24 protein-coding genes are annotated in these 24,860 nt (G+C 33.2%); 22 read left to right on the forward strand and 2 right to left on the reverse strand.

Going from position 1 to position 24,860, the window contains the following annotated elements; genetic code table 11:
- The first annotated feature begins 10 nt into the window (after positions 1–10).
- The 4 genes from BUC21_RS15425 to BUC21_RS15440 all read left to right on the forward strand — a co-directional run bounded on the left by BUC21_RS15425 (position 11) and on the right by BUC21_RS15440 (position 3,887).
- Positions 11–949, forward strand: a complete 939-nt coding sequence (locus BUC21_RS15425) for a homocysteine S-methyltransferase family protein (protein ID WP_073404061.1) — start codon at positions 11–13, stop codon at positions 947–949.
- A gap of 331 nt (positions 950–1,280) precedes the next feature.
- Complete coding sequence (locus tag BUC21_RS15430; protein ID WP_073404063.1) at positions 1,281–2,330, forward strand: CDP-glycerol glycerophosphotransferase family protein; 1,050 nt, start codon at positions 1,281–1,283, stop codon at positions 2,328–2,330.
- Positions 2,331–2,333: 3 nt separating this feature from the next.
- Positions 2,334–3,380 carry a pyridoxal-phosphate-dependent aminotransferase family protein gene (locus BUC21_RS15435; RefSeq protein WP_073404065.1) on the forward strand — a complete coding sequence of 349 codons (1,047 nt, stop codon included), beginning with the start codon at positions 2,334–2,336 and terminating at the stop codon, positions 3,378–3,380.
- 12 nt (positions 3,381–3,392) lie between these two features.
- Positions 3,393–3,887 carry an FAD synthase family protein gene (locus BUC21_RS15440; RefSeq protein ID WP_073404067.1) on the forward strand — a complete coding sequence of 165 codons (495 nt, stop codon included), beginning with the start codon at positions 3,393–3,395 and terminating at the stop codon, positions 3,885–3,887.
- A gap of 276 nt (positions 3,888–4,163) precedes the next feature.
- On the opposite strand, the gene BUC21_RS15445 is transcribed toward BUC21_RS15440, so the two are convergent.
- Entirely contained in the window at positions 4,164–6,329 is a 2,166-nt protein-coding gene (locus BUC21_RS15445) for a peptidase domain-containing ABC transporter (RefSeq protein ID WP_073404069.1), read from the reverse strand.
- Between the two features lie 13 nt (positions 6,330–6,342).
- Positions 6,343–7,500 carry an HlyD family secretion protein gene (locus BUC21_RS15450; protein WP_073404071.1) on the reverse strand — a complete coding sequence of 386 codons (1,158 nt, stop codon included), beginning with the start codon at positions 7,498–7,500 and terminating at the stop codon, positions 6,343–6,345.
- Between the two features lie 429 nt (positions 7,501–7,929).
- On the opposite strand from BUC21_RS15450, the gene BUC21_RS15455 reads away from it, so the two are divergent.
- The 18 genes from BUC21_RS15455 (at position 7,930) to BUC21_RS15540 (ending at position 24,771) form a co-directional block, all read left to right on the forward strand.
- On the forward strand, positions 7,930–9,258 hold the full coding sequence (locus tag BUC21_RS15455) for a sensor histidine kinase (protein WP_073404074.1): 1,329 nt from the start codon (positions 7,930–7,932) through the stop codon (positions 9,256–9,258).
- Positions 9,255–9,938: a response regulator transcription factor gene (locus tag BUC21_RS15460; RefSeq protein WP_073404076.1), complete on the forward strand. Its 684-nt coding sequence runs from the start codon at positions 9,255–9,257 to the stop codon at positions 9,936–9,938. Before BUC21_RS15455 ends, BUC21_RS15460 begins: the two co-directional genes overlap by 4 nt.
- A 402-nt stretch (positions 9,939–10,340) precedes the next feature.
- Entirely contained in the window at positions 10,341–11,396 is a 1,056-nt protein-coding gene (locus BUC21_RS15465) for an AAA family ATPase (protein WP_073404078.1), read from the forward strand.
- Entirely contained in the window at positions 11,393–12,046 is a 654-nt protein-coding gene (locus tag BUC21_RS15470; RefSeq protein ID WP_073404080.1) for a DUF4276 family protein, read from the forward strand. Before BUC21_RS15465 ends, BUC21_RS15470 begins: the two co-directional genes overlap by 4 nt.
- Before the next feature lie 11 nt (positions 12,047–12,057).
- Positions 12,058–12,372, forward strand: a complete 315-nt coding sequence (locus tag BUC21_RS15475) for a hypothetical protein (protein WP_073404082.1) — start codon at positions 12,058–12,060, stop codon at positions 12,370–12,372.
- Positions 12,373–12,407: 35 nt separating this feature from the next.
- Complete coding sequence (locus BUC21_RS15480) at positions 12,408–13,436, forward strand: PhzF family phenazine biosynthesis protein (RefSeq protein ID WP_083547731.1); 1,029 nt, start codon at positions 12,408–12,410, stop codon at positions 13,434–13,436.
- Positions 13,437–13,449: 13 nt separating this feature from the next.
- Positions 13,450–14,001: a DUF1697 domain-containing protein gene (locus BUC21_RS15485; RefSeq protein WP_073404110.1), complete on the forward strand. Its 552-nt coding sequence runs from the start codon at positions 13,450–13,452 to the stop codon at positions 13,999–14,001.
- Positions 14,002–14,069: 68 nt separating this feature from the next.
- On the forward strand, positions 14,070–14,276 hold the full coding sequence (locus tag BUC21_RS15490) for a helix-turn-helix transcriptional regulator (RefSeq protein ID WP_073404084.1): 207 nt from the start codon (positions 14,070–14,072) through the stop codon (positions 14,274–14,276).
- Positions 14,273–14,965: a DUF3800 domain-containing protein gene (locus tag BUC21_RS15495; protein WP_073404086.1), complete on the forward strand. Its 693-nt coding sequence runs from the start codon at positions 14,273–14,275 to the stop codon at positions 14,963–14,965. Before BUC21_RS15490 ends, BUC21_RS15495 begins: the two co-directional genes overlap by 4 nt.
- A 7-nt stretch (positions 14,966–14,972) precedes the next feature.
- Positions 14,973–15,512 (forward strand): hypothetical protein, encoded by a 540-nt coding sequence (locus BUC21_RS15500; protein WP_073404088.1) that lies wholly within the window; start codon positions 14,973–14,975, stop codon positions 15,510–15,512.
- Positions 15,513–15,699: 187 nt separating this feature from the next.
- Positions 15,700–17,874: a DEAD/DEAH box helicase gene (locus BUC21_RS15505; RefSeq protein WP_073404090.1), complete on the forward strand. Its 2,175-nt coding sequence runs from the start codon at positions 15,700–15,702 to the stop codon at positions 17,872–17,874.
- A gap of 54 nt (positions 17,875–17,928) precedes the next feature.
- Positions 17,929–18,516 carry a hypothetical protein gene (locus tag BUC21_RS15510; protein WP_139261478.1) on the forward strand — a complete coding sequence of 196 codons (588 nt, stop codon included), beginning with the start codon at positions 17,929–17,931 and terminating at the stop codon, positions 18,514–18,516.
- Positions 18,517–18,567: 51 nt separating this feature from the next.
- Positions 18,568–19,353 carry a PhzF family phenazine biosynthesis protein gene (locus tag BUC21_RS15515; protein ID WP_073404094.1) on the forward strand — a complete coding sequence of 262 codons (786 nt, stop codon included), beginning with the start codon at positions 18,568–18,570 and terminating at the stop codon, positions 19,351–19,353.
- A 423-nt stretch (positions 19,354–19,776) separates the two neighbouring features.
- Entirely contained in the window at positions 19,777–20,631 is an 855-nt protein-coding gene (locus BUC21_RS15520; RefSeq protein WP_175550532.1) for a methyltransferase domain-containing protein, read from the forward strand.
- Positions 20,628–21,557 carry a DUF1848 domain-containing protein gene (locus tag BUC21_RS15525; RefSeq protein WP_073404098.1) on the forward strand — a complete coding sequence of 310 codons (930 nt, stop codon included), beginning with the start codon at positions 20,628–20,630 and terminating at the stop codon, positions 21,555–21,557. The genes BUC21_RS15520 and BUC21_RS15525 overlap by 4 nt, the downstream gene beginning before the upstream one ends.
- A 21-nt stretch (positions 21,558–21,578) precedes the next feature.
- Positions 21,579–22,301, forward strand: coding sequence for a hypothetical protein (locus BUC21_RS15530; RefSeq protein ID WP_073404100.1), 723 nt, complete (start codon positions 21,579–21,581; stop codon positions 22,299–22,301).
- Positions 22,302–22,313: 12 nt separating this feature from the next.
- Positions 22,314–23,648: a DUF262 domain-containing protein gene (locus tag BUC21_RS15535; protein ID WP_073404102.1), complete on the forward strand. Its 1,335-nt coding sequence runs from the start codon at positions 22,314–22,316 to the stop codon at positions 23,646–23,648.
- Entirely contained in the window at positions 23,638–24,771 is a 1,134-nt protein-coding gene (locus BUC21_RS15540; RefSeq protein ID WP_073404104.1) for a DUF262 domain-containing protein, read from the forward strand. The genes BUC21_RS15535 and BUC21_RS15540 overlap by 11 nt, the downstream gene beginning before the upstream one ends.
- Positions 24,772–24,860: the final 89 nt, after the last annotated feature.

The raw sequence follows: 24,860 nt of genomic DNA on the forward strand, positions 1-24,860 counted from the left end.
AATGCATAGAATGGAAAATATTTCTTTTGAAACAACGTTTCATAAGTCTCCCATAATATTAACTGAAGGAGCTATAGTTGAGCGGTTACGTCGTGAATATAATATACCTTTGGATGAGCATATTGTTCATGCCGGATTAATTTATAATGATACATACAGAGAGGTGCTGGCCGATATCTACAAACAATATCTGGATATTGCTGAGGCTTTTCAGTTACCGATTATGTTGATGACACCAACTCGTAGAGTTAATAAAGAAAGAGTTCTCCGTTCTGCATTCAGTGATAAAGATATTATAGCCGATAATGTAACGTTCCTTTCTGAATTAAAATCGGGTTATACCACTTCTGTATATGTTGGAGGTTTGGTAGGGTGTAGGGGAGATGCTTATGCCCCCTCGGAGTCTTTGTCTATAGATGAAGCAATAGAATTTCATCTACCTCATTTGGAAGCATTCAAAAAAGCCGGGGCCGACTATCTTTTTGCTGGAATAATGCCTGCTTTACCGGAAGCTATTGGAATGGCTAAAGCAATGGAAACAACAGAACTTCCTTACATCATAAGCTTTATGATTCGTAAGAATGGAACTTTGCTCGACGGTACATCAATTCATAAAGCAATAGAAGTAATTGATGCAAGTACAAAAATGCATCCTTTATGCTATACGGTAAATTGTGTGCATCCTGATAACCTGCATCAAGCCTTGTCCGTTGCTGATAATAATACTCCGTTGGTTCGTTCCCGATTTATGGGTATACAAGCAAATGCATCCAGCCTGAGTCCGGAAGAACTGAATGAATGTAATTGTTTAAAATCTTCTTCAGATATAGAGCTTGCCAATAGCATGTTTGCTTTGCATAAAGACTTTCCTCTTAAAATTGTTGGTGGATGTTGTGGTACGGACAAAACACATTTAAAAAGATTTGCAGAAATGTTTACTATGAAATAATACCAATGTAAACGCCTTGAAATGCTGTATGTTTGTATATCAAGACTCATAAAAGTAGTTGAGTAAAAAGTTTGTGATAAGTATTTGCAATAAAAAGGCAAGCTAAAAGTATATTTTATTTTAGCTTGCCTTTTTATTATAATTCCTTTGTTTTATATCTTAAGTAGTTGTTCTATAGTTTATTGCTATTCAATAAAGAAACTCATAGATACATAAAGATATTTTGTATTACAATGTTATTAAAAAAAATGCTATTTTTTATGCAGTAATTATGTAACTTTGCGTTTGTTTTAAATAAATGATTCAAAGCAAGGATTAGTTCTTTAAAAAAATGCGTATAATACTATTTTGCGAAAACAAATATGCTATTGATATTTTATATCCAATTTATCAAGAAGCAGTACAATCTCCGGATAATAAAATTCTCTGGTATGTACATCAAAAAAAAATACCTTTATTCCCTTTAAGTGAGGAAGTTCCATATACCAATAATATACAGGAAGTCTACGATTTTTCACCGGAAGCGACTTTTGTTCCGGGAAATATTGTTCCTTATTATCTTCCCGGAGTAAAAATTCAGGTTTTTCATGGATATGCCGCTGAGAAAAAAGACCATTGGGTGATAAGAAGATATTTTGATACTTATTTCACTCAGGGACCCTTCTTTACTAAAGGCTTCTCTACTTTGGCTAAAAAATATAAAGACTTTGAAGTCGTAGAAACCGGATGGCCTAAGCAAGACTGGATAAAAAAGCATTTGCATAGTTTTGATACTGAAAAGGCTGACTTGCTGGTCGAACATAAAAAAAGTCAAGTTGTGTTGTATGCTCCAACCTTCTCGCCTTCTTTAACTTCTTTGCCACACATTAAAGAAGCTCTTGTAGATCTTGTTCACAAAAAGGATGTTGTATTATTACTCAAATTCCACCCTTTAACAAAGCAAGAATGGATTGATGAATATAAACAGTTGGCAGAAAGCGAAGAACATATTGTTTGGATTGATGATTTTAACGTAACAAAATACCAACTAATGTCGGATGTGATGATTAGTGATACGTCATCCACAATATACGAGTTTTTGTTGCTGGATAGACCGGTCATTACTTTGCGTACAATCTCAAAAGATATTTATTGGACTAATATTACTGAACCCGATCAATTATCGGATGCTTTTGAAACAGCTCTATATGATGAAGGTGCAATAAAAAAACGACAGTGGATTAAAAATAATTATGATCCTTATCTGGATGGAAATGTATGTAAGCGCATGCTAGATGCTACTGCCGATTATATAAACAGACATGGTGTTCCAAAGAAACGGAAGCTTAATCTTTGGAGGAGATACACCAGTATTAAAGAATTTGGACGAATTAAACGATAAAAAATGAAATCATACGTTTTTCCTGGAAATATTGAGGAAGAAATATTGCAAATAAATAACGGACAGATACCATATATGCGTACTGCTGCCTTTTCTGCATTAGTAAAAGAGTCTGAGCAGATGATGCTTCAGCTCATAAACTGCAAAAGAGGAAAGGTTATTTTTTATACAGCGTCCGGAACGGGAGCAATGGAAGCTGTAGTTACTAATTTTGTAACTCTGAAGAAGAAAGCATTCATTATATCAGGCGGATCATTCGGACATCGCTGGAAAAGCTTATGCGATTATTATACTTGCCCAAACGAAATTTTTGAAGTTCCTTTTGCCAAGGATATCGATTATGATAAACTTGAAAGTGCCATAATTGAATCTCAACCGGATGTCTTTTTATGTCAGCATCATGAAACCTCAACAGGGCAGTTGTTTAATCTGAAAAAGATTTCAGATATCTGTCATAAGTATAATGTTTCGTTAGTTGTTGATGTAATCAGTTCTTTCCTGGCCGATCCTCTTGATATGGATGCGCTTGGAATAGATATCTGCATTACAAGTAGCCAGAAAGGGTTGAACATTGCTCCCGGATTATCTTTGATAGTACTTGCTGAGAGTGTTCAGAATCTGCCTTATGCCCGTAAAGGTTATTATTTTGATTTTGCGGAAAACCTTAAGAATCTGGAACGCGGACAAACTCCTTACAGTCCTGCCACTACACTTTTTATGCAATTGCATGCCCGCTTAATAATGGATGTTGAAAAGGGAGCTAATGCTATTGTTGATGAAGTAAGAAACAAAGCGCATTACTTCAGAAGTCTTTGTAAAAAGAATGGTTGGGAAGTACCTGCCGAAGTTCCTTCCAATTGCATTACCGGATTTTTCGTTCACAAAAATGGAGATATATTGTTCAACGAACTGTTGAAACAAGATATATATATTATGCCCGGAGGCACTCCTCATTATTTCCGGGTATCGCATTTAGGCGTTCAAACAAAAGAGGATTTGGATGAATTGGCTGCACGAATAAAGGAAATAGAGAATTATAAACTGAATTAAAATAAAAGAGAGATGGTTAGGGTATTTACTTCAGGTAGTTTTGATTTATTTCATGTAGGACATTTAAACTTATTAGAACGGTCGGCGGAGTTGGGAGATGAACTGATTGTTGGCGTTAGCACGGATGAACTTATTGAAAAATACAAAGGGATGAAACCCATTATACCTTTTGAACAGCGTTTTAGGATTATTGAATCTTTAAAATGTGTGACAAAAGTAGTGAAACAAGTGAAATTAACCGAAGTGGCTCAACTTCGGGAGGAGAAAATTGATATTGTGACCATTGGAGACGATTGGGAACATAAATATCTGGAAGGGTTGGAGTGGATGAAATCTCAACCGGACAAACGTGTTGTTTATTTCCCATATACTCCCGGCGTTAGTACTACAACAATAAAAAAGATTATTATTGATAGTGCTAATCAGATTGTGGATGCTGCTCTTCAGCGCGAATCAGCTCTTGACTTTTGCTGGGCAGAGGATGAAAGAAAGTTGGTAATCGAATAAATTTGCAGGAAAAAACAGGCACTGTCCATATAATTGTGTAAATGGGCAGTGCTTATTTTATATAACATGCAAAAGTATCTTATAAAATAGCATATATAATATAAAGAATTCCTCCATTAACACTTCCTAATAAGGCGCTTCTGAGAAATAGGGGGGAAGAAGTTATTTTCTTAAATTTATATGAATAATGAGCCTTTTCTGATAATTTCATAATTCTAATGTACTTTAAAAATTAGTCACTGTCGGGTACTTAATCTCAGCCATGATAAATAATAACTAATCAATCTGGTTAAATTGTTCGTTCCAAAGTTTACTATAGATTCCGTTTATTTCACACAATTCTTTATGCGTTCCGGTTTCTACAACACCTCCTTTGTTAAGCACTACTATCTTATCTGCATTTCTAACTGTGCTTAAGCGATGTGCAATTACAATGATTGTTTTTCCTTGCTGTGCAAGTGCATTTAAGGTTTGCTTTACATATCGTTCAGAGACAGAATCCAATGATGACGTTGCTTCATCAAATATAAGAATATCCGGTTCTTTGTATAGAGCCCGGGCAATAGCAATACGTTGTCTTTCACCACCTGAGAGAGAAGCTCCATGTTCTCCAATATAGGTTAGATAACCATTTGGAAGTTTTTCTATAAATTCTTTTAGCCCAAGTTGTTCAATTAAATCAGCAATCTTTTTTATATCCGGCTGAAAATTACCTAATGCAATATTTTCTATAATTGTACCTGCAAAAAGTTCTATTTCCTGAGGTACAGTTCCCACTATTTTTCTCAGACTATCATTGCTTATCTGGCTAATATCGTAGCTACCAATACGAACATTTCCCGACTGAATAGGATAAATATGTTGTAAGATAGATATCAGAGTAGTTTTGCCGGAACCACTTTCTCCAATAACAGCTGTAGTCTTTCCTTTCTCTATTTTCAGATTGAGTGCTTCGAACACTTGTTTTCTACTACCATAGCGAAATGAAACGTTTTCGAATGTTATATCTCCAATCATCTCCGGCTCAATAACAATCTTTTCATTATTTTCTTCCTGTTCCAGGTCCATAATCTGGAACAGACGATCTGCTGCTATTAATGCATCCTGAATGGTTTGATTCGATTTTATTAATGAGTCGATGGGTGATAATAAATATCCTATCAGCGAATAAAAAACCATTAATGTGCCGGGAGTAAGCTCTTGTTTAATAACCAGATTACTTCCTATCCACAATACTGCAATTGTAATACCGGTGGAAATAAACTGAATTCCCCCTTGAGTAAGAATTGATCCATATATACTTCTATAAGTATTCCTCAGAAGATGAACAAAACGATTTTCGGTATTTATATTAGCATATTCCTCAATTCCAAAGCGCTTGATTGTTGATATTGAGTTTAATGACTCAACCAATTGTGTTTCCAGTTCGGCTCCACTTTCCATAATTTTTCGTTGGTATTTTCTGTTCAGTCGGTTGAAACTCCAATAAACTACAAAAAAGAGAGGAGCTGATAGCAGGGTTACTACTGCTAGTTTCCATGAATATAAAAACATAAGGCAGGCAGAGAAAAATAAGATCATAACATTCACAACTAAATCAAGCGAAACCTTATTGATAAAATTGCGAATCTTTACCGCATCATTTACCCGCGAAATTATTTCACCTACTCTCATCGTATCAAAGAATTGCTGCGGAAGGGTTAATATGTGCTTATAATATCCAAGAATTAATGCGGCATCAATGCGTTGTCCTGTTTTTAGGGCCAGAATACTTTTCATCGAACCAATAAATGTACGCAGAACTGCGATGAGAAGCATAATAATTCCCATCAGGTTTAGCAGGTTTACATTCTTGTCCACAAGTACATAATCGGTTATTTTTCCTACATACAATGCTGTTGATAATCCTAGAATACTATAAATGAATGCACCAAATACAGCTTGAAACATCATGCTTTTGTGTGGTATCAGCAAGGACAAAAATTTGCTGGCTATGCTTTGCTTCAGGTTTCCGGTTTTAAAGTTATCTTCGGGTTCCATTAAAACAAGTACCCCTGACCATTCCTTTAAAAAAGCTTCCCGGTTTATTTTATGTAATTGTCCATCGGAAGGATCCATAATAGTAATGCTCTTCTTAGTAACCTTGCAAATTACTACAAAGTGCTGAAGCGTCTCTTTTACAATAATATGTGCAATAGCCGGTTTGGGAATTATCTTTAATGATTCATCATTTGCCCTAACACCTTTTGCTTTAAATCCTAAACGGTTAGCAGCTTCTACTAATCCAAGAATGTTTGTTCCTTTTTTACTGGTAAATGCATATTGTCTGATTCTTGAAATTGGATATCTTAATCCATAATGTGCACTTATCGAAGCAATGCATGCTGCCCCGCAATCTGTTGCATCATGCTGTTTTATCTTAACGCCTTTTTTACTATACATATACTGGATTCATTTAATGCTGTGTTACTTTAAATTGTGAGGGATTAATACATTCGTCTATTTTTTGATACAGAAGACTAAATAAAGACCGTTTGTTTATCATAAAATGAGCGCTTACTGTCATCCCTTTTTTTAGCTTCCCTTTCTGCCCGTTTTTAAGCTGTAAGTAGTTTCTTTTCATACTACATTTAACTTTATAGAATGAATCCTTGCTTTGGTTTTCCGTTAAAAAATCAGATGATATCTCTGTTATATTCCCGGCAACTGTTCCCCATTCATTGTAATCGAAAGATTCAATCTGAAAATTTACGGGCATTCCTACACTAAGGTATCCTATGTTTCGTGGATTTACGTATACTTCGAAATAGAGAGTTGAATCCGGACTAACTACTGCTAGTGACTGGCCTGCTTGCACGCTACTGTTTTTATATATACCTGAAAATTGATCAAGAGTTCCATTTACCGGACTTTTTACTACATATAACTCTTTGTTCTTTAGTTCTTGTTTAAAAGAGGCATTCATCTCGCTTTCCAGATTCTGATAGTTATTTAAGTCTGTTTGCCATACGCTCAGTTGGTTTTCTTTTAGCGATGCCAGTTCATTTTTCTGAGTTTCGTATTGATAGAAAGATTTATCATAATCTTCTTCAGAAATTACTTTTTTGGTGAATAGTAATTTGTTGCGTTTTAAATCTTTCTCAGCCTTATCTAAGGATGTTCCAAGTTCCTTTTCTCGTTTTATATAATAGTTATATTCTTGTTGTCGGGCAGGGGAATGGAAAGTTGGAGGCTGCTTACCTTTTGCCAGGAATTTTAAATCGGCTAAATGTGTTTTATAATCATCAATACGGTGGCGTTGATAGAGAATCTTATACTCTGAGTTACTCATTCTAAAGCGGAGAATAATATCTCCTTTTCTGAGTTTTTTTCCTTCGTATGCATATACAGAGTCAACCAGTTCTGTAACAGGAGCTTTTATTTCAGTTTTTTCTGCTATAGGTCTTATTATTCCATTACCTTGTATTGATATATCAACATAAATAAATGGAAGTGAGATTAAAGCCAGTGTTATAGCTAAAAGCACTACCCAATAAATCTTTTGGGATGTGGTTGAATGATTATAAGTATAAGCTTCAATGCTGTTTTCAATAAATTCAGATGGTAATAGCATTCTTTAAATTGTTTCTTTTAGAATAATGGATTTGTTATGTTGCGGTTAGTAGTGTTACAGATAAAAAAATATTGCTTAAAGACTGAATTAATACAGTCCTTAAGCAATTCATTTATACTACCTAACCAGTTGAATAATATAAATCTTTGGATGACAAAAAACAATAAAATGTATTTTATATGGAAATATAAACTAGATATTTTTTCGTTCCATAATAATTTCTCCATTGGGGCCTAAACGATAAATAATAATATACTCTCCGCCTTCTATGCTGGCCATCTCTTCGACTGTAAGCTCTGTTATCATTTTGTGTTTTTTATTTTTATAAATCTGATGTGGGCAAAAGTATAGAATCATAAAAAAAAAGAATGTTATTAAATTGTTATCCAATCTAATCTTATTGTTATTTTTGCAGTATATTTGGAGAATATGAATAGCAATTACGCAAAGTTTATAACGGCAATAGCCATTTTATTTATTTTATTACTGCAAGGATTGTGGCTCTATAATGCATATCGCTTTGTAAGTGGCCAAATAGAGAATAAAATAAATATCTGCCTTTCAGAATCAAATCAAAAAGAGGTTTTTGCAAGGCTTAGCATTGCTTTGCAATCTATGCCGAAGGGGGCTTTTATTAGTTCGGACACAATTTCGGGAGAAAGCACGTCGTTTCTTCCTAATTATGTTGATTTGCAGGAATCTCTTGTGAAGTTAAATAGACCTTTGGTAATTTCCAGCCTGGATAGTTTGTTCTCTAAATCGTTAGAGCAATCTCATCTTAAGGTTAAATATATACTGAATAAAGTGAATCCGCAGACTGGTGAAGTTATTCAAACAACCGGCAAGAATACTGAAGAACTTTTTAAAGGTGCATTAAAGTCTATTATAATTCCTACAAATAAGAAAAACACTGAAGGAATTCAGGTATTAGTTATTTCTCCATATAAAGTTATTTTTGAACAGATGACGTTGATGCTTGTAGGTTCTGTTTTAATGGTATTAGTAATTGGTTACTGCATTTTCTTCCAGATAAAAATAATTGTTCGGCAGAACAAAATAGCCCAGCTGCGTCAGGACTTTACGTACGCAATGATTCATGATATGAAAACTCCTCTTTCTACTATTTTAATGGGGATTAATATGTTAAGAAGCGGCAAGCTTGATGACAAAAAGGAGAAGAAGGAGAAGTACTTTGAAATTTGTATGGACGAGAGCAATCATTTGCTTACTTTGACCAACCGTATATTAACTATTGCCAAACTGGAGCAGGGGGAATTGAAGCTAAACAAACAGATTGTGGATTTAAAAGAAATGATCGGTTCGTTGGTTAATAAGTTCTCTATAAATCATCATAAGAAAATATCTTTTGATTTGTCTTTTTCCGATGATCTAACCTTTGTGGTTGCCGACTATGAATATCTAAAGGAAGCTATCAGCAACCTGATTGATAACTCGATAAAGTATTCTCATAACGAGGTGAAGATAGATATCAGTTGCTTTAAAGCAGATGATAAGATTGTAATTAAGGTCAGAGATAATGGACTTGGAATAGCTCCTAAAGATCAGGCAAAGATATTTGAAAAGTTCGAAAGAGCAGCTGCCGTTGGTAGAAAAGGCGGAGCCGCAGGATTTGGTCTTGGACTGAGTTATGTGCTTCGGGTGATTGAGGCGCATGGAGGCACAGTTTCGGTATCCAGTGTTGAGAATGATTTTTGTGAATTTACTATCAGTTTACCGGTATTAATAGAAGAATTATGATAAAAGTTCTACTGGTTGAGGATGATGAAAACCTGAATTATATTATTAAGGGAAGCCTTGAGGATATGATTGGAGGATATAATGTTATGCCTGTGCTAAATGGTAAAGAGGGTTTGAAAGCATGGAAGGAGTTTAAACCGGATATTATAGTATCTGACGTTGAAATGCCATTGATGGATGGAAATGAAATGGTACAAATAATTCGTGAAACAGATGGTGATACTCCTATTGTTTTTGCTACTGCCAAAGGTTCACCAAAGGATGTTACTATCGGTTATCATTCCGGCGTGAATAATTATATAAAGAAACCTTTTCTTCCCGAAGAGCTTGATGCACATATTCAGGCGCTACTGAAACTTAAGAATGGCGTAAGATCTAGAAACGAAAAAAATATATTCACATTAGGGAATTATCATTTTGATGCAGAACGGTTAGTATTACAGTTCGATTCGCAATCGTGGAACCTTACCGCCCGCGAAGCACAGATTCTTCAACTGCTCTGCGAAAACAGGGGAGAGATTGTAAAACGAGACGATATTCTTGAAAACATTTGGGGAACAAGTGATTTTTATACATCACGTAGCCTGGATGTATTTATCAAAAAACTACGTACTTATCTGTCAGCTGACTCTTCAATCTCCATACGCACAGTAAAATGTGTAGGACTTATTTTGAACTGACTATTTAAATTATTAAATCCTTGTACAAAAGAATGCATTCTTCTGTACAAAACAATTAATTCTTTTGTACAGAAGATCTCTTTGTTTTGTACAAGAGAAAATAAAGCATTCGCCAGCCTTTTATTTTTCGTTAGAAGGTCTGCTTCTTTATATATTAAAGACCTATACCCCCCCTCTTAATTATTAGTATTCTTTGGTGAAATATCATTATAAGTAGGTATTTGGTAATAGCTTTTTATGAGCTTATTTTGCAGTATAAAATTAAATGATTTATTATTTATTAGTTAGAACAAATAATAATTAGAAGAGAGTGTGATATGTAGAATATTGCACTTTTTTTGTTTATATACAATAAAATATTCTATATTTGTTTTGCAGAATCAACTTCGAAAAAAAAAGATAATGGATAGAATAGTAATTAAAGGGTATAAATCTTTCAAAGAACTAGATATTGAACTCCGCAATATTAATGTACTTATTGGTTCTAATGGTTCTGGAAAGAGTAATTTTTTATCTTTTTTTGAGTTCCTAAATCGACTTTACGAGCAAAAACTTCAGGAGTATGTAGCCTTGAATAGCGGTGTTGAAAAAATGCTTCATAAAGGAAGTAAAATTACAGAAGAAATTAATGCAAAGATCTATTTTAAACAGAATGCTTATTCATTTGATCTGAAAAAAGGAGATGATTATTTTGTTTTTCTCAATGAATCAATTTGGTATAATAAGGGAGGGATTTATATTAATAAATTGAAGAGTGAAGCAAATATTAAGTCTTATTCCGGCATGTCAAGAGGTGATTATATTAAAAAGTACCTGACAGATATAAAGAAATACCATTTTCACGATACAGGAAAAAATTCCCCTTTTACAAAAGACAGTAATATACGTAACGATATTTATTTTCTTTATGAAAAAGGGGATAATTTGGCTGCTTATTTGTGGAGTATTCAAGATAAACATCCAATTGTTTATAACCGTATTCTGAGAATGATTCAGAGCATAGCTCCTTACTTCTCTGACTTTTATTTTTATCCGGGAGCTTCTGATACTGTTCGTCTGCAATGGCAGGATAAGTACAGTTCTACAATTTACGGTCCAACAGATTTGTCGGACGGAACATTACGCTTTATAGCTTTGGCTACACTCTTTCTGCAACCTGTTTTACCAGGTTCTATAATTATTGATGAGCCGGAACTAGGACTTCATCCATTAGCGATACAAAAACTTGCCGGCATGATAAAATCTGTTGCTGCAAAAGGTACTCAGGTAATTATTGCTACACAAAGCACTGATCTGGTAAGCTTGTTTGAACCAGACGATGTAATAACCGTAAATCAGAATAATGGAGAAACAACATTGCAACGTTTATCAAGCACTGATCTCTCTCAGTGGTTGGAGGACTATTCTTTGGGCGATTTGTGGAAGCAAAACATTATAAAAGGGGGGCAGCCGCAATGAAAAGGATTATAATAATAAACGAAGGCCCCACCGAACAGGAATTTTGCAATGATGTATTGCTTAATTATTTTATTTCAAAGGACATTTTAATAGAAACACCGACAATCAAGTCTACTAATGGAGGTATTGTTGCCTGGGGGAATTTGAAGAAGCAGATAGAAGCACATCTTAAACATGATTCTACAGCTTATGTTACTACATTGTTTGATTATTATGGAATAAAGGATTCGTATAATTATCCTCGTTGGCAGGAAGCTAAAAGTATCGTAGATAAAAGTGATCGACTCGACTTTTTGGAAGAGGCAATGCGTAGTGATTTATCTCCCGAAATTCGTCAACGTTTTATCCCTTACATACAGTTACATGAGTTTGAAGGTTTACTGTTCTGCGATATAGATATCTTTAGAAATAATTTTGAACCTAAAGAAGCTAATTTTGTAGAACTAGAAAGTATTATTAATCGATTTAGTAATCCAGAAGAAATAAACAATGGTGCCGCTACTGCTCCATCGAAAAGATTAGAAATATTAATTCCCGGTTATTTAAAAGTTGTATATGGTGCTTGTCTTGCGTCGGATCTTGGCCTTAATAAGATAAGAGAAAAATGTCCTCGATTCAATAGTTGGATTGATAAAATGGAATCAATTTAGAAAGAGATTATATGGATACAGACGATTTAACCGATGAAGCTTATGAAGCAATTATATTCGAAGCAGAAAACTTCCATCATGATCTGACATTACAATTTGGACTTTTATCATATAACTGCGAAGATGAAGAAGAATATATAGAGTCATCTAAGAAACTAATTAAGCAGTTACTTAAATGTAATAATTCAGAATTAGAAGATATTTTCTTTGAAGATATCCCTACCAAGAGTGAACTGAATAGGGTCTTGAAACGGATAAAGGATAACATCTTAAATGTAGAAAATAATACGTATAAATGTACCACAAATACAGATGAGGATGAATAGAAACGTATTACATCTTATAAGAAAGTAAAAAGTTTATGGCAGATAATTATTTAGAAAATCAGTACGAGCAATATCAGGCAAGAAAGGCAGCATGGGAAAAAGCTAATAAATACGGTAAGAAGAAAACAACTACAGTTAATAAGACTAAACCAGAACAGCCGTTTGCAGCCTCTGAAACTGATGCTAAGAATAAATTCGTTTATATAAAACTAGATGCATTTACAAGCGGAAAGTCGAAAGGGAATCCTGCCGCCTGTCTGTTCCTCAATAAAGATCAGCAATTAACAGAAGAAGAAATGCTAAGCATAGCAAAAGATCACAAAGGATTTGTGTCCGAAGTGGTTTATTGCAGTCCGCTTGCCGAAAATGCATACAGATTACGTTACTATTCTTCCGAGTGTGAAGTTGAATTCTGCGGACATGGAACTATTGCCTGTATGTATAATCTGGTAAAAAGTAATAAAGAGCTGCAACTGGTTAAAGAAATTACAATTAAAACCAATAAAGGAGATTTGGCGGTATATAACGAACTTCAGTCACTCGATGCCGTATTTATCACAGCTCCCAATCCTGAATATCTTGAAGTAAAACCTTCGTTGGCAGATATAGCCACGAATCTTCAGGCTGCTGTTGAAAGTATTGATCAGCAACACCCTGTTATGTTGATAGATGCAGGCTTAAGAACACTGATAGTTCCGATTGTGAATTTGGATAATATCCTTGCTCTGCATCCGGATGAGCCAAAGCTGAAAGAATTCTGCCTCAATAACGATATAGATATAATACTCGTTTTCACCAACGACGTAGCTGACAAATCAAATAAAATAAGAACCCGTGTCTTTGCTCCGAAGTTTGGCTATCTTGAAGATCCCGCAACAGGTTCAGGAAATTCAGCAATGGGATATTATATGCTGAAGCATGAGATGTGGAACGGTCAGCCTGTATCAATAGAACAGAATGGAGAAAAAGATCTCTTTAATATTGTGAAGCTTAATACCAAAGATGGCAAAGTCCTTTTTGGTGGTAATGCTGTTGTTAAGATTGATGGAGAATATCATTTATGATTTAGAAATAAATATGAATATTTACATTGCATTGCTTAGAGGTATTAATGTAGGCGGAAAGAATATCATAAAGATGACTGAGCTGAAGAAAGTCTTTGATTCAATTGGACTTTGTGAAGTGCAGACGTATATTCAGAGCGGTAATGTTATATTCAAATCCAATGAAGAAGAAGCTGTTCTTCAATCTAAAATAGAAGATAACATTGAGTCGGCTTTGGGGTTTCCGGTAAAGGTGGTGTTGAGAACTTTGGCTGAGTTAGAAGATATAATCCTTGATTGTCCTTTCTCAAAGAATGAAATTTCGGAAGCTGAATCTTTGTCAGACAAAGAATGCTTGTATGTAGCGTTGTTGTCTACAGCTCTCCAAAAAGAGAAAACAGAATATCTTAACGCATATAGAAGTGATAGCGATGATTATCGGATTATAGGTAGAAACGTGTATCTTTTATTTCGCAATAGCATTAGTAAATCTAAGCTTGCCAATAATGTTCAGAAACTTGATGCGGCAGTAACCGTTCGCAATTGGAAGACTTTAAACAAGCTTGTTTTGCTGGCAAAAGAGTAATATGCAGGATATTGCACTTTTGGGTCTTATATTTAATATAATATTTAAATGGGCAAAATAATGCACTTATGGATTTCTACGATATTATAAAAGACAGACGAGTCTTGCTCAATATTACTCAGCAAGACCTGGCAGATATTTCCGGTGTTAGTCTTCGGACCATAAAAGCTATAGAAAAAGGTAATGGTAATCCATCTATCGATACTCTTAGAAAAATAGCCGATGCACTAGGACTTGAGTTGATAATGAAAGTTAGAGAAATACCTAAATTATGAGTAATAAGACTTTTAATGTTTATTGCGATGAAAGTACCTATCTAGAGCATGATAGGCAGCCGTATATGGTTTATGCATATGTAAGTATTGCATACAACCAAATAAAACTTGCTAAAGAACAGATCAAGTGTATCAAGCAAAGACATGGCTACGGTAATGAATATGAATTGAAATGGACATCTATTTCGGAAAAAACTTTTCCACTTTATAAAGAAATTGTAGATTATTTCTTTATGACTGATATGAATTTTAGAGCTGTAATTGTCGATAAGTCTCAAATAGATAACAATCGTCCGGAATATACCTTTAATGATTTTTACTATCGAATGTATTTTCAGCTTTTGCATCATAAAATGGATATGGAAAGTACTTACAATATATATTTTGATATAAAGGATACTTGCAGTCAAGGTAAATTACACAAATTGCAGGAGATACTAAAATGGAATGCTTCAATCCGAAATTTCCAATTTATAAAATCGTATGAAAGTCATTTTTTACAGATTGCAGATGTATTGATGGGTGCTATTAATTATCATTTACGAATAGAAAAGCAAACACTTGAGGGAAAGAATGTTGGAAAACTGAAGATTGTCGATATTATTCAAAAGCATACTAAACTTCCACTAAACCAAACTACGCTAAAGTGTGCAAAGAAGTTTAATTTATTTTTTATTGCATTAAAATGATAAATCAATGTCACTAGATATATTGAAGAAATATCCAGAACTGCTAGAAATACTTTTTTTAGATCCTGCCAGCAGAATAAATGTTTTAAAGAGTATTTATACTAGGGATATACAAGATAATCCTTCTTTTAGGTTTCGAGGTAAGCAAATATATCCTATTAAATCTGATGGTCAGATTGATATGGATAGAGAGTTTACTCATCTTACTTGCGAAAATGTAGAAGATGTCGATAAAGATGGCAGAAAATATTCAAGGAGAGTTTTTGAGAAAGACCGTTCTTCAAGATTACATTGGATTCGGTTTCATATTGAAGAACGTTTGCCTGATAATATTTTTGTTTTTAGTGTTGAGGAACGCGATGAAAAGAAAAGAGAAAATATTGTAAGAACCTATATTTATGACAATTTTGAGAAATATATAATAGTCTTAGAACCTCAACGTAATCGGACATCTTACTATTTATTGACTGCATACTATTTAAATAAACCTTATGCTGAAAAACAAATAAAAAAGAAAATGAATAAGAAATTAGATACCATTGTTTAAAAAAGCAGGGCTCGATTTATATCTAGATAAACCGAGCCCCGAAACTCCTTCTAATTTTAGATGAGCACTGCAAAGATGCGACATTTATTATATATATGCAAATATAGTGAATAGAAAAATAACTATTTAACATGCATTAGTCGCCTTGTTTTGAGGTGAATAACTACAATGAATTTGAAAAGTATTAATGAGTCCATCACAAATAAATATTGATCTATATAAGTCGCTCTTTAGAGGACGTGAAGATGTATATGCGGTACGCTGGGAAAAAGATGGACGAAGTGGATATATGCCTGCATATAAAATTGATTGGGATGATTATAACCGGTACAAATCCAATGGTGGAAAATTTGCAAACTATACCAAAAAAGAATATCAGCCGATTAATGATGCTGTTATTAATGAACATTTATTGGGTAAGTCTACAATTGGACTTTATCCACTATTAGTAGATAATACATCATTTTTTATTGCTGCTGATTTTGATGAAGATGACTGGAAGAAGGCTATTAAACGATTGTATGATGTTTGTATGAAAAGTGGATTGCCAGCTGTAATTGAACGTTCGAGATCGGGAAATGGTGGGCATCTTTGGCTATTTTTTGAGGAGAATATCCCTGCTTTTCAGAGTAGAAAGATAATGTTTGAGTTACTATTGCAAGCTGATATTGTCTCAAAATTTGAAAAAGAACCCAGTTTTGATAGATTATTCCCTAATCAAGATACACATTCGGGTAAAGCCATAGGTAATCTCATTGCATTACCAATGCAGGGAAGCTCTTTAGAAAAGGGAAATTCTTGCTTTCTCAATCCTGAAAATTTTACTCCTGTAACTGATCAGTGGGCGTATTTACATGCTGTTCAAAAGATTTCCAAACAGAAAATTGATTCACTTTATCTTCAATTATCAGGATGTCAAAAAGAATACTTTTCATCAAGTTATTCTCCCCATATTAATTTTGAGTTAGAGATAGTAATAAACAGCCAAGTACATCTTAAAAAGATACAGCTTAATCGGAAACTTATTGAGTTTCTTCGTGATAATCTTAATATTCTAAATTCAGACTATTTTGTAAAGAAACGCTTAGGTAAAATTGCATATAATATAGAAAAATATTTTAAGCTTATAGAAGAGACTCCAGAAGAAATTATTATACCTAGAGGGTTTGTTTCGGCACTTGTTCAGTTTTGCAAAGCAGAGAATGTTCCAATGAAAATTATTGATGAACGATGCAAACTGTCTGATGTTGATTTGCATTCAAAAATAAAGTTGTTACCTCATCAAGAAGAGGTTTTAGAACGAACGAAGGTTAAGGATTTTGGCGTTATCGTTTCACCAGCTGGTTCGGGTAAAACAATTATTGCATTGGAGCTAATTGTTCAAAAGAAACAACCGACTTTGATATTGGTTCATCGGAAGCAACTTTTTGACCAATGGATAGATAGAATACAAAATTTTCTATCTATACCAAAGAATAAAATTGGGCAAATAGGGAATCAGAAGTTTAAAATAGGCCAGGAAGTTACTGTAGCAATGATACAATCTTTAACAAGAGGTGACTTGTCTGAATTAAGTAACCGTTTTGGAATGATTATAGTTGATGAATGTCATCATATTCCTGCTAAGTCATTTCGCGAGGTTATAACAAAATTAAATTGCTTTTATCTATATGGATTGACTGCTACACCAAAACGAAAAAACAATGACGAAAAACTAATCTACGTCTATATTGGTAACATTATCTATGAGATGACACTAAAAGAGTTGATGGTTGTACAAGAAAGTAAAGCTGAGATAAATATCAAAGAAACGGATCTATATGTTCCTTATGATTATAAAATAGACAATTATGAAACAATCTCACAAGTCTTGATTTATGATACAGTAAGAAATGCAATGATAATAAAGGATATTGAGGAAAATATATCTAGGTTCAAGTCTATATTAGTACTCACCGAAAGAAAATCTCATGTTAATATTCTAAATTTGTATCTTAAAGAGCGGTATGAGACTATAGCTATATCAGGGGATGACTCTGAGAGAAGTCGTAAGAGTAAGTTGGAACAAATAGAACAAGGTCACTTTCAGATTATAATCTCAACTGGTCAATATTTTGGAGAGGGTATAGATGTCAGTTCATTAGAATGTCTATTTATTGTTTATCCTTTTGCCTTTGAAGGTAAGTTAGTGCAATATATTGGGCGTATTCAACGTTCTGGTAAATCACCCGTTATTTTCGATTACCGAGATTTAAAAATTGATTACTTTGATAAGATGTTTAAACAACGGAATAGATATTATAATAAGTTGAGAAAAGTAGATACTTTGTTAAATGATAATCAGCTAAATTTTAGTGAATAATAATTGTTATTAACAAATGAATATGTCTAAAGCTGTAAATTAAAAACCTACAATATGAAGAAACTATTAACAATACTTTTTGCATTATTTCTGTCTTTATCATCTATGGCTCAAAATCCGATAGATAGACTTGGAGTAAAAGAAAACTTAGAATTTAATAAAACAGACTATAAATTGTCATGGTCTGCAAAGCCCAATGATAATTATTTAATTCAGGAGTATTTGCCTAAAGGTGAGAACTCTGAGCATTTTAATCAGATGCTGACTATACATCTTTTTATCACTGATATTAGTACAGAGGGTGCAGTAAATCAAAAAATAAATGAGTTGATTGCAAGGAAGAATACTGATCCTATATGTAATTATCAAGTAACTAAAAGTCCAGATGGAAAAGAATATCTTGTAGACTTTTTGCTTGGTGAAAGCAAAGATGACAAGATGACAGTTGTTGAATTTAATCTATATCGATATAAGCAAATTGAAGTTCCTAATAGAGGAAAAGCGTTAATTGTTTATGCTTATTCAAAAAGAGGTTATGGAGATGATATTACGCCATTTTTTCAGACTCTTGAAAATTATAGAATAAGTTATTTAAAAGAAATGATCTCAACAAATATCCCAACTGTTAAGATTGGAAATTAATGAAACTTATTAATTGACTATAACAGTAGCATCAATAAAGTAACACACAATATGAAACAAAGAATATATCAGGTAGATGCATTTTCCAGCGAAGTTTTTTCAGGCAATCCTGCAGCCGTTTGCCCATTGGAAAAGTGGCTGAGTGATGATGTTATGCAGAAAATAGCAATGGAGAATAACCTTGCCGAAACAGCCTTTTATGTGAAACAAGGTGATAAATACGAGATACGATGGTTTACTCCAGCGGTCGAAGTCGATCTATGCGGACATGCCACACTTGCTACTGCTTTTGTTTTGTTCAATTATGAAGGTCATAAAGAAGATGCCATTCATTTTTATTCACCCAGAAGCGGAGATTTATCTGTCTGCAAGAATGGAGAACTGCTAACCTTGAATTTCCCTTCCGATGAATTTAAAGAGATAACACTCACGGATGAAATAACAAATGGATTTGATATAAAACCAATAGCAGCCTATAAAGGTAAAACAGACTATTTCTTAGTCTTTGAAAAGGAAGAACAGATTGTGAATATAAAGCCCAATCTGAAAGAGATTTCAAAGTTAAAGGGTAGGGGAGTAATTATTTCGGCGAAAGGAAACAATGTAGATTTTGTTTCAAGGTTCTTCGCTCCGCAGTCCGGCATTGATGAAGATCCGGTTACCGGGTCAGCTCATACAACGTTAACTCCTTACTGGTCGGCAAGACTAAATAAGAAAGAACTTTCTGCAATTCAGCTGTCAGCTCGTAAGGGATACCTTTCTTGCAAATATTTAGGTAAACGAGTTGAAATTAGCGGAGAGTGTAAGTTATATATGGCTGGGGAGATTTATTTGTAGCTTATTTAAAATATAGAAAACAGGAAAGTGTAATATGCAGAATATTACGTTATTTTTTTAAAAAAAAGTAATGAAAAATTGAATTGTTTGGTTCGATTTTGTAACTTTGAGAAGTGAATCAATTTAAAACTGAAAATTAATTTATTATCTCTCATTCATTCAAAATGATATTTTAAGTTTTACCCAAACAGGAATACAATCAAATCGGAGTAAAAATATTATTGAAAATTTAGTTGTTAGTACTCCTGAAAACAGATCTGTGCAAACTGCCATTGTCCAAATCCTTTTCGATACGAACAATGGAATAACCCAATTTGAAAAGAGCTGGATAAATAATAGAAACTCAAAGTTTCGGTTATGCAGGCCGTTTTTAACTGGGAGGTTAAGTTTGGTGTAAATATTAAAACTAAAGAATCTAATATTATGCCTATAAATCAATTAGTTGAATTTTGCGCTGGTTCTATCAATAAAGATGGGAAATGTATAGATTGTGAACATAATTGTAGCAATAATTGCAATATCTGTTTGCAAGAATGTCATTTTGGATCTCCTAGAGGCTATGATTGTAATAATATGATTTATTGTTATACATGTAGTTATAGCTATAAATATGCTTCAGAGATAGGTCATTTATTCTATAATCTAGGCTTCAATAGGTTTAGGCAATTCAATATATTGAATTTAGGTTGTGGTTCTTGTGCTGATTTATTTGGTGTTGATAGATATTTATCAATTGTAGGTACACAGAGACCTATTTCTTATGTTGGTGTAGATAACAATGAAAGATGGTTAGAGACTCATAATCAAATACAAACGATTTTTCCACAATACAATATCGAATTCATTAACTCTGATATTTTTGACTTCTTAGATAATATAACCGATGATGATATGCTTGAATATAATTTTGTGATTCTTCAATATATACTTAATGAGTTTAATCTGCATTGTAGAGAAAGGATTGATGAATTTATTGAAAAATTTACCCATAAGATAATTGATAAACTCCCTGAAAAATCAATTGTAATTACAAATGATATTAATCATAATGATGTAAGGTCAATATCTGCTAGAATTTTTAATCAATCACAGATAAACAATCTGACTTCACAGTTTTTGTATCGTTTTCCTCATCAACCATTACATGACTATGGTGGGGAGAATCATCCTTTTGATAATCTTATGTTTGATGTTCCGGAGGTAATTGAAGGAAGATTTGATATAAAAAAACCTTGTTCAAGTGCGCAATCAGTTATTTTTAAAACAAGAAACAGATGATACTAAGTGTAAGTCGAAGAACTGATATACCAGCTTTTTATTCGGAATGGTTTTATAATCGGGTTAAGGAAGGTTTTGTATATGTTCGTAATCCAATGAATATACACCAAATAAGCAAAGTACCAATCAATCCGAAAGTGGTTGACTGTATTGTGTTTTGGACAAAGAATCCAAAAGCAATGCTGCCAAGACTTGATGAAATCAAAGAGTATCATTATTATTTTCAATTCACTATCAATCCATACAATCAGGAACTTGAAGTAAAAGTACCTAAAAAAGATAATGTGGTTGAAACTTTCAAAGAGCTTTCGAAAAAGATAGGCTCAAACCGTGTAATCTGGCGTTATGACCCAATATTACTTACCGATAAAATTGATATTGCCTATCATGTCAAATACTTCGAAGAGCTTGCTAAAAGATTAGAGGGGTATACAAATAGATGTACTATCAGTTTTATAGACTATTATCAAAAGACAGAAAGAAACCTACGTGGTACTACTGCCCGAGAACTTACAGAATATGAGATATTTAAAATATCAGATAAGCTATGGCCAATTGCAGAAAAATATGGTATGTGCATACAAACATGTTCTGAAAAGATAGATTTAGAAAGTCATGGTATAGGACATGGTAAATGTATAGATAATAAAATAGTGGAAGAATTATTAGGGTGTAATATCAAAATATCAAAAGACAAGAATCAACGGACAGAATGTGGTTGTGTACAGAGTATTGATATTGGTGAATATAATACCTGCGGACACAATTGTCTTTATTGCTATGCTAGCTTCAATAATGAATTTGTTGCAAAAAGTAGACTTAAACACGATCCCAAATCTCCTTTACTTACAGGGCATGTTGAAAGTAATGATACTGTGAAAGACAGAGAGGTTTGTCCTTTGAAAAGAGATAATCAGTTGTTTTAATCTAATATATTGTAATTTGAGATGATAAGAGATAAAGGCAGTCAACAAGCTATGATTAAGCTAATAAGTACATCAGACTTTATTCCAAAACTTCGGAATATTCTTAATGATGATTCAATTATTCTTTCAGAATATGAAATATTTTTACCATCCAAACAAGTACAGAAAGAAGTTCAATTGAAAAATTTTCTATTAGATAAATTTTCAGGAGAATTAAAGACACAAATAGTAAATTGGTGGATTGCGGAAAAACCGCAATTTTCAAACACTCCAAACTGGGATTTTATTTCAACCTGTACCGTTGACGGAGTAAAAGGATTATTATTGATCGAAGCCAAAGCTCATGTACAAGAACTAAAACAAGAAGAATCAGGTAAACGAATAAACAATAAATCTTCAGAACTAAACCACTCAAAAATTGAAGAAGCAATAACTCAAGCAAAAGCTGAACTTAATGTAGTATATCCAGAAATTAAAATATCTAGAGATAAATGCTATCAATTATCCAATCGGATAGCTCATGCCTGGTGGTTGGCTAATCAGGGTATTCCTGTTGTGTTAGTTTATTTGGGTTTTCTGAATTGTGAAGATATGAACGATTGTAATCGCATACTATTCAAAAAGGATGAAGATTGGCAGGAATGTTTCAGAGGTCACGCAAAATTGGTTGGTGCGGAAAAGTTGATTGGAGAATGGGTTAATTGCGGAAAAAGTAGGTTTATGTTAATTAGTAAAAGTTATTAGCAAACAATCATTATGGCTATAGTAGATTCAGAAATAAAGTCAATTGGAGAATATCTCAAAAATAAGCAGTTAGATATTCCTCATTATCAACGTCCATATAAATGGACAAACAAAAATGTAATTCAATTGATTGACGATATTCATAGATTTAAATCTGACACTCCTTATCGAATAGGAACAGTGGTTATACATCAAGAAAATGGAAAAGATCTAATTGTTGATGGACAACAACGAACTATAACTTTTTTGCTTATTCTGAAAGCCATACTCGCTTACAAACTAGAAGGATTAAATGATGCATTGAAAAATCAAATTTTGGAGGTGAATGGTCAACTGTTTGATCCTACTTTTAAAAGTGATTTAACCAAAATGAATATTCAAAATAATTATAACACGATAAAAAGAAAATTGGATAGCGTGGACGAGTCTTTTGTTGATTACTTCCTCAATAAATGCCAGGTTAATTGTTTTAAAATAGACGATGTATCAGAAGCATTTCAGTTCTTTGACTCGCAGAATGCTCGTGGCAAAGATCTTGAGCCACATGATTTATTAAAGGCATTTCATTTACGCGAAATTCATACTAAGAATAATTCTGTAGATGAAGAAGAAGTAAAAAAACTGGTTGCTACTTGGGAGAATACAGATAGTAAAGAACTCGCAAAATTATTTGCAGAATTTCTTTTTAGGGTAAGAGGCTGGTCTAAAGGTGATTCGTCCAGATATTTTACAAAGAAAGATATTGATTTGTTTAAAGGAATAACATTAGACTCCATTGATTCCTATCCATACACATTGATATTCAGGAATATGGAAAAATATCTGAAGATAAAAAGCATTGTTAGTACGGATAGTTGTTTCCCTTTCCAACTAGATCAAGCCATTGTTAATGGTAAGTATTTCTTTGAAATGGTTAGTTATTACAAAAGTTTATATGACAATATGTATAAACATATGGGCGAATTGAATATTATTGCAAAAGAAATTATTGATACACTGGACAAATATGAAGGGCGTAATCGGACAGGTGATAAATATGTGAGAATGTTGTTTGATTGTGCATTGCTTTTCTATGTAGATAAGTTTGGAATGAAAGATGTATCAAAGGCTATTGAAAAAATCTTTATTTGGGCGTACCGTATCAGATTAACTTACCAAAATCTACAATTGGTATCTGTGGATAATTATGTAGTGCATGAAATGAATATGTTCAAAAAGATAAAAGAAGCTACCTTTCCCAAAGATTTGGGAATGTTAGAAATACCTCTTTTGACAAAGAGCTACGAATCGGATAAAACTACTAAAATTAAAGATTTATATGTGAAAATGAACTACTATGCCGAATAAAATCAACTATATTGACCCACTCAATATTGAAACTACTTTGTCGAAAGACAAGTATAATATACCTATTTATCAACGGAATTATGCCTGGGAGGCTAAAGAAATAGAACAATTGATTCAAGATATTGTGGATTATGCTTCAGTTCACCCTGATAAAAATTATTATATAGGCACATTGATTGTTGCAGAAAATAATAATTTTTTTGATACGATAGATGGTCAACAACGGCTCACTACACTTGCCATCCTTACTTCTGTCATCAACAATGAATTTAAAGAGTTGAGTTGGTTTAACGTTCTCAATATCCGTTTTGCTAGCAGAGAAAAATCGATGACAACCTTAAATGCTGTTTTCGAAGGTAAATTCCCGAAAAACGAGTATGAAGCAAATATTAAAACTGCTTATGATATTTGCAAAACAGAGTTGAAGAAGAGAATTGATGAAAATAAAATAACCATAGAAAAATTCATTGATTATCTTTATAAATATGTTCAGATTATACGGGTTAAATTACCTGTTGGAATTGATCTGAATCATTATTTTGAAATAATGAATAGTCGTGGTGAACAGCTTGAAAAACATGAAGTACTGAAATCTAAACTAATGAGTTTTTTTGAAAACTCTGATAAAAGAGAGCTCTATGAGTATTGTTTCAATCTGATATGGGAAGCCTGCTCCAATATGGAGAAATATATTCAATATGGATTTACGCCAGCTCAACGTCATTTATTGTTTGGACAGGACGATTGGAACGAACTTGTCGTTGAGTCGTTTGATGATTTTGTTCTTAAAATTAAATCCAATAATGAGCATTCACTCAATGTGCCCAGCTATCAACAGGAAACTTTATTATTAAATATTGATGAAATTATCTCTTTACCTGCAATAGAGTTACAAAAAGCAAATAATGATGATCAACCTGATAGATTTAATTCAGTAGTGAATTTTCAAAATTTTCTATTGCATGTACTTAAAGTTCAAACTGATAATGTAGATGTTGCATTAGATGATAAGCGTTTATTAGATATATTTGATCTTTGTATTCCCGAGGATTCCGAAGGCAAAGAAAACTTTGCTAAAATGTATATTTACAACCTTTTTAAATGTAAGTTCTTATTTCAATAGTTAGTTAATAAAATAGTATCGAGCTATGCTGCAATAGCCGCAAACTCAATGAGTTCTTTGAATAGATTGTCATTTAATCTCTTGTTTGG

The organism is Bacteroides luti (assembly GCF_900128905.1).
In the GTDB taxonomy this organism is placed as follows: Bacteria; Bacteroidota; Bacteroidia; order Bacteroidales; family Bacteroidaceae; genus Bacteroides; species Bacteroides luti.

What these genes read in the sequence shown, in the direction of transcription:
- BUC21_RS15425 (WP_073404061.1), top strand. Translation starts at nt 11, where the DNA reads ATGGAAAATATTTCTTTTGAAACAACGTTTCATAAGTCTCCCATAATA.
- BUC21_RS15430 (WP_073404063.1), top strand. Translation starts at nt 1,281, where the DNA reads ATGCGTATAATACTATTTTGCGAAAACAAATATGCTATTGATATTTTA.
- BUC21_RS15435 (WP_073404065.1), top strand. Translation starts at nt 2,334, where the DNA reads ATGAAATCATACGTTTTTCCTGGAAATATTGAGGAAGAAATATTGCAA.
- BUC21_RS15440 (WP_073404067.1), top strand. Translation starts at nt 3,393, where the DNA reads ATGGTTAGGGTATTTACTTCAGGTAGTTTTGATTTATTTCATGTAGGA.
- BUC21_RS15445 (WP_073404069.1), bottom strand. Translation starts at nt 6,329, where the DNA reads ATGTATAGTAAAAAAGGCGTTAAGATAAAACAGCATGATGCAACAGAT.
- BUC21_RS15450 (WP_073404071.1), bottom strand. Translation starts at nt 7,500, where the DNA reads ATGCTATTACCATCTGAATTTATTGAAAACAGCATTGAAGCTTATACT.
- BUC21_RS15455 (WP_073404074.1), top strand. Translation starts at nt 7,930, where the DNA reads ATGAATAGCAATTACGCAAAGTTTATAACGGCAATAGCCATTTTATTT.
- BUC21_RS15460 (WP_073404076.1), top strand. Translation starts at nt 9,255, where the DNA reads ATGATAAAAGTTCTACTGGTTGAGGATGATGAAAACCTGAATTATATT.
- BUC21_RS15465 (WP_073404078.1), top strand. Translation starts at nt 10,341, where the DNA reads ATGGATAGAATAGTAATTAAAGGGTATAAATCTTTCAAAGAACTAGAT.
- BUC21_RS15470 (WP_073404080.1), top strand. Translation starts at nt 11,393, where the DNA reads ATGAAAAGGATTATAATAATAAACGAAGGCCCCACCGAACAGGAATTT.
- BUC21_RS15475 (WP_073404082.1), top strand. Translation starts at nt 12,058, where the DNA reads ATGGATACAGACGATTTAACCGATGAAGCTTATGAAGCAATTATATTC.
- BUC21_RS15480 (WP_083547731.1), top strand. Translation starts at nt 12,408, where the DNA reads ATGGCAGATAATTATTTAGAAAATCAGTACGAGCAATATCAGGCAAGA.
- BUC21_RS15485 (WP_073404110.1), top strand. Translation starts at nt 13,450, where the DNA reads ATGAATATTTACATTGCATTGCTTAGAGGTATTAATGTAGGCGGAAAG.
- BUC21_RS15490 (WP_073404084.1), top strand. Translation starts at nt 14,070, where the DNA reads ATGGATTTCTACGATATTATAAAAGACAGACGAGTCTTGCTCAATATT.
- BUC21_RS15495 (WP_073404086.1), top strand. Translation starts at nt 14,273, where the DNA reads ATGAGTAATAAGACTTTTAATGTTTATTGCGATGAAAGTACCTATCTA.
- BUC21_RS15500 (WP_073404088.1), top strand. Translation starts at nt 14,973, where the DNA reads ATGTCACTAGATATATTGAAGAAATATCCAGAACTGCTAGAAATACTT.
- BUC21_RS15505 (WP_073404090.1), top strand. Translation starts at nt 15,700, where the DNA reads ATGAGTCCATCACAAATAAATATTGATCTATATAAGTCGCTCTTTAGA.
- BUC21_RS15510 (WP_139261478.1), top strand. Translation starts at nt 17,929, where the DNA reads ATGAAGAAACTATTAACAATACTTTTTGCATTATTTCTGTCTTTATCA.
- BUC21_RS15515 (WP_073404094.1), top strand. Translation starts at nt 18,568, where the DNA reads ATGAAACAAAGAATATATCAGGTAGATGCATTTTCCAGCGAAGTTTTT.
- BUC21_RS15520 (WP_175550532.1), top strand. Translation starts at nt 19,777, where the DNA reads ATGCCTATAAATCAATTAGTTGAATTTTGCGCTGGTTCTATCAATAAA.
- BUC21_RS15525 (WP_073404098.1), top strand. Translation starts at nt 20,628, where the DNA reads ATGATACTAAGTGTAAGTCGAAGAACTGATATACCAGCTTTTTATTCG.
- BUC21_RS15530 (WP_073404100.1), top strand. Translation starts at nt 21,579, where the DNA reads ATGATAAGAGATAAAGGCAGTCAACAAGCTATGATTAAGCTAATAAGT.
- BUC21_RS15535 (WP_073404102.1), top strand. Translation starts at nt 22,314, where the DNA reads ATGGCTATAGTAGATTCAGAAATAAAGTCAATTGGAGAATATCTCAAA.
- BUC21_RS15540 (WP_073404104.1), top strand. Translation starts at nt 23,638, where the DNA reads ATGCCGAATAAAATCAACTATATTGACCCACTCAATATTGAAACTACT.